Genomic DNA, 9,837 nt, shown 5'->3' with positions numbered 1-9,837 from the left:
GCCGTCCGGCACCCCCACCGCCGAAGGCGTCGTACAGGCCACGAACCAGCCCACCGGCGAGCCCTCCCCCACCGAGCCGGCCGGCGAGGCGGGCGGCCACTCGGTGCTGAACGCCGAGGCGACGGACCCGCAGAAGCTGTCGCTGGCCGAGGCGTTCCCGGACAAGAAGGCCGAGTTCAACGGCGTCGCCTACACCCGCGTCAAGACCGATATGACCGGCAAGTGCGCCAAGGCGGCCATCGGAAAGTTCGCCGAAGCACTGGACGGCAACAAGTGCAGCCGGATCGTCCGCGCCACCTACGTTGACGGCAAGAAGCGCCACGCAATCACCACCGGCATCGCCGTGTTCCCCACCAGAGAGGACGCCCTCGCCGCCGACAAGGCGAAGAACCTCGGCACCAACGTGTGGTTCCGCGCGCTGCCCGGCGGGTCCGGTTCGGGCGCGGAGCGGGTGCACATCGCGGGCGGGTACGCGTCCGGGCTGGTGTGGGGCCGCTACATCGTCTTCAGCTACGCCACCAACGCCGACGGCCACACCCCGACCGCCAAGGAGAAGGCGCTCGGCGAGGTGAGCGGCGCGTTCCGCGACAACACGGCCCTGGTCCTGGAGCGCCGCATCACGGGCTGACGACCTTCCCGTCTCCCTCTGGGCGACCGTCGTCCAGCCGTTCGCGGAGGGGACGGCGGTGCAGTGCCCGCACGGCGGCGACCAGGACGTCGCCGAGCGGCATGGGGAGTTCGGTGTCGAGTTCGCGCATGGCGGCGGTGGTGGCGGCCCAGTCCGCCTCGATGAACGGCAGCAGCCCCTTCGCCCGCGCCGTCAGGCTCGCGACCCTGGTCCGGGCGTCGGTTCCGGGTTCGAGAGCGAGCAGTCCGGAGCGCGTCATCAGGCGCACCGTCTGGCTGGCCGCCGAGTGGGTCACTCCGACGCTGCGCGCCAGGTCCCGGATCGGCATCGGGCCCTCGGCCGCCAGGGCCCTGATGATCGGGGAGTAACGCGGCCGGTAGTCGTCGAGGCCCGCACTGCCGTACCGGTCGGCCAGGTCGCCGTCGAGGAGTTCCAGCAGGTGGCGCAGGAGGGTCCCGACAGCCTCCCGGTCAGGTACGGGCACGGGGTCGGTCATGCTCATGGCCATCAATCTAACAGTGCTGTTATAAATTGTCGTCATGGTCGATCTCTATCCCGCCGACACCGAGCCGCACGAAAGCGGCATGCTCGACGTCGGCGACGGCAACCACATCTACTGGGAGATCTGCGGCAACCCGGACGGCAAGCCCGCCGTCGCCCTGCACGGCGGTCCCGGTTCCGGATGCACGCCGGGCTGGCGACGCTACTTCGATCCGGCCGTCTATCGCCTGGTGCTGTTCGACCAGCGCGGCTGCGGCCGGAGTACTCCGCTCGTGAGCGACCCCTCGGTGAGCCTCGAGCACAACACCACCCATCACCTGCTGGCCGACATCGAGACCCTGCGGCGGCACCTGGGCATCGCCGAGTGGCTGGTGTTCGGCGGCTCGTGGGGGGCGACGCTCGGGCTCGCGTACGCGGAGAAGCACCCCGAACGGGTCTCGGAGCTGGTCCTGTTCAGCGTCACGAACACCTCGCGCCGCGGGGTCGGGTGGATCACCCGCGACATGGGCCGGATCTTCCCCGAGGAGTGGGCCCGGTTCCGCGACGCCGTACCGCCCGAAGATCGGGACGGCAACCTGGCCGCGGCGTACGCGAAGCTGCTCGGCGACCCCGACCCGGCGGTCCGCGAGAAGGCCGCGCGCGACTGGTGCGCCTGGGAGGACACCCACGTGGCCACGACCAGGGACTACCGGCCCGACCCCGGATACCAGGACCCGGAGTTCCGGATGGTCTTCGCCCGCCTGGTGACCCACTACTGGGCGAACGCGGCGTGGCTGGAGGAGGGCGTCCTGGTCCGGGAGGCGGGCAGGCTGGCGGGCACGCCCGGCGTACTGGTCCACGGACGGATGGACGTGAGCGGCCCGCCCGACATCGCCTGGCAGGTCGCGCGGCGCTGGCCCGACGCCAAGCTCATGCTGATCGACGAGGCGGGCCATGGCACGGGCCACGCCGGCATGGCCGAGGCCCTGCTCGACGCCATCGACGGCTACGGCCGATCCCGGCCGGGAGCCACCGCCTAGACCGGGAGGGTGCGCACGCGGCGGGTCGCCTCGGCCCGTCGCGCCAGCTCTCCCGGTGGCGGGTACCGGACCTCCTCCAGGCACAGCCCGTGCGCGGGCGCGACCGTCACCGCCGAGTCCCGTACCGCACGCCGCAGCACCTCCCCCGGCCAGGCGACCTCCCGCCGGCCGTCCCCGACCCACAGCAGCGCGCCGACCAGGGCCCGGACCATGGAGTGACAGAACGCGTCGGCCACCACCGTGGCCACCAGCGCGCCGCCCTCCCCCGGCTCGCGCGTCCAGTCCAGCCGGCGCAGTTCGCGGATCGTCGTCGCGCCCTCGCGCCGCTTGCAGAACGCGGCGAAGTCGTGCTCGCCCAGCAGCCGCGCCGCCGCCTCGTTGAGCCGGACGACGTCCAGCGGGCGCGAGTGCCACAGCACGTCGTGCCTGCGCAGCGGGTCCACGCCGGCCGGGTCGTCGCTCACCCGGTAGGCGTAGCGGCGCCACAGTGCGGAGAAACGAGCGTCGAAGCCCTCAGGAGCCACGCTGAGGCCCCGAACCCGTACGTCGGGCACCAACACCCCATTGACCCGCTTGAGCAGCCCAGGAAGCCGCTCGGCCACGTCCCGGGGCCCTGCGTCCCGCGCGAGGGCGGCGATGGCCGCCTCAGACAGATCGACGTGCGCGACCTGCCCCCGCGCGTGCACCCCGGCGTCGGTACGCCCGGCGACCGTCAGCACCGGCCGCTCCCCGCCCATGCGCAGGACCGTGCCGAACGCCGCCTCGATCTCCCCCTGGACGGTACGGCGGGCGGGCTGCGCGGCCCATCCGGAAAAGCCGGTGCCGTCGTAGGCGATGTCCAGGCGCAGCCGTACGACGTCGTCGACCATGTCCCTCCTCCGCTACGTATGACCGCGTGATGTATGACCGGGTGTCAAAAGCATCCCATCGGGGGCAAAGCGACGGGCCCGCCCCCCGTCGGTCGATCCGGGGTGCGGGCCCGCGTTGCGCTCTGGGAGACCTCGTGGGTCAGGACTCGTCCTTCTTGGACTCGTCCTTCGCCGCCTCGGCCGCCTCGCCCTGCTCGGCGGGGGCCGCGTCCTGCGGCTCGGCCTGCGCCTCGTCGGTGGGCTCGGCGTCCTTCGGCTCGGCGTCCTTCGGCTCGGCCGGGGCCGCGTCGGCGGCACGCGAGACGCGCACCGGGTTCATCGGCTCGGTCACCAGCTCGATCACGGCCATCGGGGCGTTGTCGCCCTTACGCGGGCCGATCTTGGTGATCCGCGTGTAGCCGCCGGGACGCTCCGCGAACGTGGGAGCGATCTCGGTGAACAAGTGGTGGACGACACCCTTGTCCCTGACGACGGTCAGCACCTGGCGACGGTTGTGGATGTCGCCCTTCTTGGCCTTGGTGATCAGGCGCTCCGCCAGCGGGCGCAGGCGCTTGGCCTTCGCCTCGGTGGTGCGGATGCGGCCGTGCCGGAACAGGTCCGTGGCCAGGTTGGCCAGGATCAGCCGCTCGTGGGCCGGGCTGCCGCCGAGACGGGCGCCCTTCGTGGGCTTGGGCATTGTGGTGGTCTCCTCATGAGTGAACCCGTCCCGGCCGTGTGAGGTACCGGGATCGGGCCGGCGGGCGCGCCGCCGTGCAGGCGGGCGCGCCCCCGATGGTCTGACTCGGCACCGCCGGAAGAGCGGTGCCGCCGCCTGGGCCGGGATCAGTACTGCTCGGTCTCGACGTAGCGGCTGTCCTCGTCGTCGCTGTAGTCGCCGGCCACCGCGCTCGGGTCGAACCCGGGCGGGGAGTCCTTCAGCGCGAGCGACATCTCGTGCAGCTTCTGCTTGACCTCTTCGATGGACTTGGCCCCGAAGTTGCGGATGTCGAGCAGGTCCTGCTCGCTACGCGCGACCAGCTCGCCCACGGTGTGGATGCCCTCGCGCTTGAGGCAGTTGTAGGAGCGGACCGTGAGGTTGAGCTCCTCGATGGGCAGCGCCAGGTCGGCGGCGAGCGCCGCGTCGGTCGGCGACGGGCCGATGTCGATGCCCTCGGCCTCGACGTTCAGCTCGCGGGCCAGGCCGAACAGCTCGACCAGCGTCTTGCCCGCCGACGCCACGGCGTCGCGCGGCTTCATGCTGGGCTTGGTCTCGACGTCGAGGATCAGCCGGTCGAAGTCGGTGCGCTGCTCGACACGGGTCGCCTCGACCTTGTAGATGACCTTGAGGACCGGGGAGTAGATGGAGTCGATCGGAATCCGGCCGATCTCCTGGCCCGGCTGCTTGTTCTGGGCGGCGGAGACGTAGCCGCGACCGCGCTCGACGGTCAGCTCCATCTCCAGCTTGGCCTTGCCGTTCAGGGTGGCGATGCGCAGCTCCGGGTTGTGCACCTCGACACCGGCCGGCGGCGCGATGTCGGCGGCGGTGACCTCACCGGGGCCCTGCTTGCGGAGGTACATCACCACGGGCTCGTCGTGCTCGGAGGACACGACCAGTTCCTTGAGGTTGAGGATGATGTCGGTGACATCCTCCTTGACCCCCGGTACGGTCGAGAACTCGTGCAGCACGCCCTCGATGCGGATGCTCGTCACGGCCGCCCCCGGGATGGAGGACAGCAGCGTGCGGCGCAGCGCGTTGCCGATGGTGTAGCCGAATCCCGGCTCCAACGGCTCGATGACGAACTTGGAGCGGGTCTCCTCGAGGGATTCCTCTAGCAGAGTGGGTCGCTGGGCGATCAGCATTTTCTGGGTCTCCCCTTTTGTCCACGGCGCCCGCTATATGACGCCGCCGGTCTTTCAAGCCTACGCCGTACGGCCCGCGTTGCGACGCGGAAGCCGTACGGCGAGGCGGTGAGCGCTGCCCGAAGGGTTACTTCGAGTAGTACTCGACGATGAGCTGCTCCTGGACCTGCGTGTCGATCTGCTGCCGGACCGGGAGCTGGTGGATGAGGATGCGCAGCGAGTCGGGGACGACGCCCAGCCAGGCCGGGATGGTCCGGTCGCCGGCGGTGGCGCGGGCCACCTCGTAGGGCAGCAGGTTGCGGGCCTTCTCGCGCACCTCGATGATGTCGTGCTCGCGCACGCGGTACGACGGGATGTCCACCTTGCGGCCGTTGACCAGGATGTGGCCGTGCCGCACCTGCTGACGGGCCGCGTCGCGGGACTCGGCGAAGCCGGCACGGTAGACCACGTTGTCGAGCCTGCTCTCCAGGATCTGGAGCAGGACCTCGCCGGTCTTGCCTTCCTTCTTGTTGGCTTCGTCGTAGTAGTTGTGGAACTGCTTCTCCAGCACGCCGTAGATGCGGCGCATCTTCTGCTTCTCACGAAGCTGAAGCTGGTACTCCGACTCCTTGGGGCGGCCACGGCCGTGCTCGCCCGGCGGGTAGGGCCGGATCTCGATGGGGCACTTGGCGGACTCGCACTTCTTGCCCTTGAGGAAGAGCTTCGTCTTCTCGCGGCGGCAGAGCTTGCAGTCCGCTCCGGTGTAACGGGCCATTGTCGTTGATCTCCTGTGGCGGTGGCTCAGACGCGGCGGCGCTTGGGCGGACGGCAGCCGTTGTGCGGCACGGGGGTGACGTCCTGGATCGAACCCACTTCCAGGCCGGTGGCCTGGAGGGAACGGATCGCGGTCTCACGGCCGGAGCCGGGACCCTTGACGAAGACGTCTACCTTGCGCATGCCGTGCTCCATGGCGCGGCGAGCCGCGTTCTCCGCGGCCATCTGCGCGGCGAACGGGGTGGACTTGCGAGAGCCCTTGAACCCGACGTGGCCGGCGCTGGCCCAGGAGATCACGTTCCCGGACGGGTCGGTGATCGAGACGATCGTGTTGTTGAACGTGCTCTTGATGTGGGCGTGCCCGTGAGCGACGTTCTTCTTCTCCTTGCGGCGTACCTTCTTGGGCGCGCCCTGACGGCTCTTCGGAGGCATTGGTCGCCTTCAACTCCTGTGAGGTGCTCGGTCCTGCTGCGCGGACTACTTCTTGCCAGGCTTCTTCTTGCCGGCCACGGTCTTCTTCTTGCCCTTGCGGGTGCGTGCGTTGGTCTGCGTGCGCTGACCGTGCACAGGAAGCCCGCGGCGGTGCCGGATGCCCTGGTAGCAGCCGATCTCGATCTTGCGGCGAATGTCGGCCTGCACCTCGCGGCGGAGGTCACCTTCGATCTTGAAGTTAACCTCGATGTAGTCGCGCAGCGGAAGCAGCTCGTCGTCGGTGAGCTGGTGCACGCGCAGGTCGCCGCTGACGCCGGTGGCCTTGAGGGTCTCCAGCGCGCGGGTACGGCCGATGCCGTAAATGTAGGTGAGTGCGACCTCAATCCGCTTGTCGCGGGGGAGGTCGACGCCAACCAGGCGAGCCATGGTCGGGCATCTCCTTGTCGTTCTGGCGGAGGTCTTGCGCCGCACCACCCCTCCCCATGCCCGGGGTGAGGGCCCCGGCCTCCGACCGGGGGTCTCCCGCGTGGTACGGCCCGCGGCCTGTCCGGCCGCCACCGCCTGCGCGAGTGTGAGACGCTGCGTTGAGTTGTCGGCTCCTCATGCGTCGAGCCCGCTACTGGAGCGGACTCGGAGAAGCCTTTTCGCGACTAGCCCTGGCGCTGCTTGTGGCGCAGGTTGTCGCAGATCACCATGACGCGACCGTGCCGGCGGATCACCTTGCACTTGTCGCAGATCTTCTTGACGCTCGGCTTGACCTTCATCGTCCCTGTCGTTCCTCAGACGCTTATTTGTATCGGTAGACGATCCGCCCACGACTCAGGTCGTAGGGGCTCAGTTCGACGACAACCCGGTCGTCGGGCAGGATCCGGATGTAGTGCATCCGCATCCTCCCGCTGATGTGGGCCAGGACCTTGTGCCCGTTGTCGAGCTCCACCCGGAACATGGCGTTCGGGAGCGACTCGACCACAGTGCCCTCGATCTCGATGGCGCCGTCTTTTTTGGGCATGTCCCTCGCGTTTCACTGATCGGTCATCTGAGGCATCGGATCACTTCGCAGCCGCGACCACGCGCACAATGAGAGGGCGGCGCCCGAAGGCCGCCATGACGCCATGGTCAGTAAGTGAACCGACAAAGAAGTGTACGCCACCGCCGCGGAAAACGCGAAACGCACGCGGGACCGGTGCCAGCACACCACCACAGCAAAGGATACCCCAACACGGCCCGCCTCCGGCGCACCCGCGAGAGGCCGTGTCCACCTGTGGGATCCGTGTCCCCCTTGTGGGAGTCCGTGTCCCCTTGCGAGAGGCCGTGCCCTCTTGCGGGAGTCCGTGTCCGCCCGCCCCAGCACCGCCGATACTCGGGCGGGCGGACACGGACCCTCACGAAAGATCCATTACCCGCACTCTTCCCCGCCAAATGCGATCATCGGCAAAGTGTGCGTCTGAGTACCCTCGTTGTCCTGCGAATCGGGCCGATAGCACTGGACCACCACGAAGCCACCCCCACCCGCCAATCCACTCGCCCACTGACCCACCGAGGTCGAGCGCCGGGCAACCCGAGCCCCTGGCCACACTGACCGCCCTTGGGGTGCGCGGGGCACCGCGATCGCCGATCAGCCATCCGGGCGGCCGGACCAGGACGCTCGGCCGTACCGACCGCCGCCAGATCACAAGGACTCGTCCACCGGCACGTCAGGCGGGGGTCTGGCCGGGCCCGGCGTCCTCAGAGCACGAGGGCCTGGCCTTCGGCCGCCGCTAAGGGACCCGGGGCTGGTCGAGGACCCAGAGCCAGGTGCCGTCCGGCTGGCGGCGGGCCACTTCGACGGTGGCGGCGCCGTCGCCCAGCCGTACCGACGTCATCGCCAGGTCACCGCTGCGCAACGTCGGCAGTTGCGCCCCGGGCGTGAACACCGGCCGCTCCGCCACGATCCGCTCATACGCCGCCCGGATCTCCGAACTTCCAGTGGCCACCCCACCGCCGGGCAACGCCAGCACCGCGTCGGGCTCATAAAGCGCCACCAGCCCGTCCGCATCGCCGGCGTTCAACCGTTCCACGACGAAGCGGCTGAGGTCTTCGGGCACCACGGCCCGCGCGTGCGATCGGTCCTCGTCGGTCATCGGTCATCGGTCTTCTCCTGTCAGACTGCATCTGCCGGGATCGTGGCAGAAGGGTCTGACAATCCGATGCCCGCGAGAGCCCGCCGATGACTTGGTGGGCCCCCCGATCGGCCGGGCCCCGCCCGCGCCAGTGCCCACCAAGTCCGTCAATTTCGCCGGATCAGCCTTGCACGTTCGTGAAGACCCGCCTGGTCTCGTACGGCGGGAGCCGGACCGAGGAGACCTCACCCGCGGCCTTCCATGGCCCGGTCACCAGGATCACCCCGGCGTACGGGTGCCACTGCGTGACGGCGACGCTGTGCTGGCCGGTGCCACCTGTGCAGGAGCTGTGGGCATGACCATTGGAGAGCCAGGCGGTGCACCCGGTGGGGGCCGCCATGGCGGGCGAGGGGGCGAGGACGGCGGCCCCCAGGGCGAGAGCGGCTGATCCGGCGACGGTGGCGAGCTGACGACGAAGGCTCATATCGAGTCTCCCTGGAGCTTGGGGGGTTGCAGAAGGATACACCTTCTTTTAGGAAAGTTTCCTAACAGAGAGGCTAGATCCTCACGATCACCCCGTCAATGGCCTCTGGACCGTTCTATGCCGTCACCACGTACCCCGAGCGGACCCACCCGGGGGCGGCAGGTGCCAGGTACGGCGAGCGAGCACGACACCCGCGAAACACCAGATACCAGAGCGATACCAGGCACAGACCGGCGGCAAGCAGCGGGCTCCGCCGTACCCACATCCCCGCACACGGGCCAAAGACGGTACCGACGCGCACAGAGCTGGCCGGGCGAACGGCGGGCGGCCCTCGGAGTACGCCGAGCGCCCGCCCCGCCCGAGGCGGTGGGGCGGCGACGGCAGATGGCGCGATGGCCAGGAAGCAACCGGTTCAACCGATACCAGGTACGCGAACACCGGACACCAGAGCGATACCGGGCACGGATCTGCGGCGAGTACCGGGCTCTGCCGTACCTGTACGCGGAGCTCCCACAGGCGGCGGGGCGGCTCGGGACGAACGGAGCCCAGCCCGGCGCAAGAAGGCGCCCAAGCGTCAGCGAGGCCCTCGCGGCGGTACGCAGCCAGAGGAGCACGTCCGAGCGCCAGCGAGGCCCTCGGAGTACGCCAAGCGCAGCCCGGCTCCTGCGGTGCGCGAGGCGCGACGCGCGGCCCCGACGGAGTGGCGCGGGTGACGCGCCCGCTTAAAGGAGACATGGAGGGCTCGGGCTTGAGGCGGAGCCCGGTGAGCCCTCTCGATGTCGTCCCCCCAGGTCAACCCCCCATGGATCCCCGGGATCACCGTGCGCCGAGATCAGAACACGTCGTGCCAGCCGCCGCAGCCGCTGGTCGGGGTGTCGCCCTCGCACACCCTCACGTCGAAGTCCCGCTTGAACGCGAACGGGTTGAAGTGCTTGTGCCCGAACGTCTTGTAGTAGCTCTTGTGGAACCTGCCGAACCGGTCGTACCACTTGAACCACACATAGCTGTAGTCCCTGTCATTGCGGTGTCGATCCACCAGATCACCCGCGAAGTAGTACTTACCGCCCGCCTTGTACCAGTACCCCTTGAAGTACGACTCCCGCGCGAAGCTCTCGTGCCCCTGAGAGAAGTACGGCCCGAAGTGGTGCTTGGCAGCCCATCCCGTAGTCACCGCCGCACTGGCGTGGGCCGCCGGAGCGACCGTAATGCCGGC

The 9,837-nt window shown here is 69.4% G+C and carries 14 protein-coding genes; 2 read left to right on the top strand and 12 right to left on the bottom strand.

Annotation, left to right across the window (positions count from 1 at the left end):
• Positions 1 to 628 (top strand): hypothetical protein (locus tag C1I98_RS41285; RefSeq protein WP_111166684.1); only part of this gene is annotated, 628 nt, incomplete at its 5' end.
• Here the strand turns inward: C1I98_RS41285 and C1I98_RS09370 are convergent.
• Positions 618 to 1,130 (bottom strand): MarR family transcriptional regulator, encoded by a 513-nt coding sequence (locus C1I98_RS09370; RefSeq protein ID WP_199536820.1) that lies wholly within the window; start codon positions 1,128 to 1,130, stop codon positions 618 to 620. The two genes, C1I98_RS41285 and C1I98_RS09370, sit on opposite strands and share 11 nt — an antisense overlap.
• Before the next feature lie 37 nt (positions 1,131 to 1,167).
• Between C1I98_RS09370 and pip the strand changes: the two genes are divergently transcribed.
• On the top strand, positions 1,168 to 2,148 hold the full coding sequence (gene pip, locus C1I98_RS09365; protein WP_111166683.1) for a prolyl aminopeptidase: 981 nt from the start codon (positions 1,168 to 1,170) through the stop codon (positions 2,146 to 2,148).
• On the opposite strand, the gene truA is transcribed toward pip, so the two are convergent.
• From truA to C1I98_RS09310, 11 genes are all read right to left on the bottom strand, one after another.
• Complete coding sequence (gene truA, locus C1I98_RS09360; RefSeq protein WP_111166682.1) at positions 2,145 to 3,017, bottom strand: tRNA pseudouridine(38-40) synthase TruA; 873 nt, start codon at positions 3,015 to 3,017, stop codon at positions 2,145 to 2,147. The genes pip and truA overlap by 4 nt on opposite strands.
• Positions 3,018 to 3,156: 139 nt before the next feature.
• Positions 3,157 to 3,693 (bottom strand): 50S ribosomal protein L17, encoded by a 537-nt coding sequence (gene rplQ, locus C1I98_RS09355; RefSeq protein WP_111166681.1) that lies wholly within the window; start codon positions 3,691 to 3,693, stop codon positions 3,157 to 3,159.
• A 146-nt stretch (positions 3,694 to 3,839) separates the two neighbouring features.
• Positions 3,840 to 4,856, bottom strand: coding sequence for a DNA-directed RNA polymerase subunit alpha (locus tag C1I98_RS09350; RefSeq protein ID WP_111166680.1), 1,017 nt, complete (start codon positions 4,854 to 4,856; stop codon positions 3,840 to 3,842).
• Positions 4,857 to 4,983: 127 nt separating this feature from the next.
• Positions 4,984 to 5,610: a 30S ribosomal protein S4 gene (rpsD, locus tag C1I98_RS09345; RefSeq protein WP_111166679.1), complete on the bottom strand. Its 627-nt coding sequence runs from the start codon at positions 5,608 to 5,610 to the stop codon at positions 4,984 to 4,986.
• A 26-nt stretch (positions 5,611 to 5,636) separates the two neighbouring features.
• Positions 5,637 to 6,041 carry a 30S ribosomal protein S11 gene (gene rpsK, locus C1I98_RS09340; protein ID WP_012887860.1) on the bottom strand — a complete coding sequence of 135 codons (405 nt, stop codon included), beginning with the start codon at positions 6,039 to 6,041 and terminating at the stop codon, positions 5,637 to 5,639.
• Between the two features lie 45 nt (positions 6,042 to 6,086).
• On the bottom strand, positions 6,087 to 6,467 hold the full coding sequence (rpsM, locus tag C1I98_RS09335) for a 30S ribosomal protein S13 (protein WP_111166678.1): 381 nt from the start codon (positions 6,465 to 6,467) through the stop codon (positions 6,087 to 6,089).
• Positions 6,468 to 6,691: 224 nt separating this feature from the next.
• Positions 6,692 to 6,805, bottom strand: a complete 114-nt coding sequence (gene rpmJ, locus C1I98_RS09330; protein ID WP_003956441.1) for a 50S ribosomal protein L36 — start codon at positions 6,803 to 6,805, stop codon at positions 6,692 to 6,694.
• Between the two features lie 23 nt (positions 6,806 to 6,828).
• On the bottom strand, positions 6,829 to 7,050 hold the full coding sequence (infA, locus tag C1I98_RS09325) for a translation initiation factor IF-1 (RefSeq protein WP_093259037.1): 222 nt from the start codon (positions 7,048 to 7,050) through the stop codon (positions 6,829 to 6,831).
• Between the two features lie 748 nt (positions 7,051 to 7,798).
• Positions 7,799 to 8,161, bottom strand: a complete 363-nt coding sequence (locus tag C1I98_RS09320; protein WP_111166677.1) for a YybH family protein — start codon at positions 8,159 to 8,161, stop codon at positions 7,799 to 7,801.
• A 160-nt stretch (positions 8,162 to 8,321) separates the two neighbouring features.
• Positions 8,322 to 8,624 (bottom strand): hypothetical protein, encoded by a 303-nt coding sequence (locus tag C1I98_RS09315; protein ID WP_111166676.1) that lies wholly within the window; start codon positions 8,622 to 8,624, stop codon positions 8,322 to 8,324.
• Between the two features lie 832 nt (positions 8,625 to 9,456).
• Positions 9,457 to 9,795: a hypothetical protein gene (locus tag C1I98_RS09310; protein ID WP_111166675.1), complete on the bottom strand. Its 339-nt coding sequence runs from the start codon at positions 9,793 to 9,795 to the stop codon at positions 9,457 to 9,459.
• Positions 9,796 to 9,837 lie beyond the last annotated feature (42 nt).

Origin of the sequence: Spongiactinospora gelatinilytica, from assembly GCF_003236385.1 — a bacterium.
Classification (GTDB): domain Bacteria; phylum Actinomycetota; class Actinomycetes; order Streptosporangiales; family Streptosporangiaceae; genus Spongiactinospora; species Spongiactinospora gelatinilytica.
Note: the sequence above shows the minus strand (reverse complement) of the source record. Positions and strands in the feature narration are given on the sequence as shown.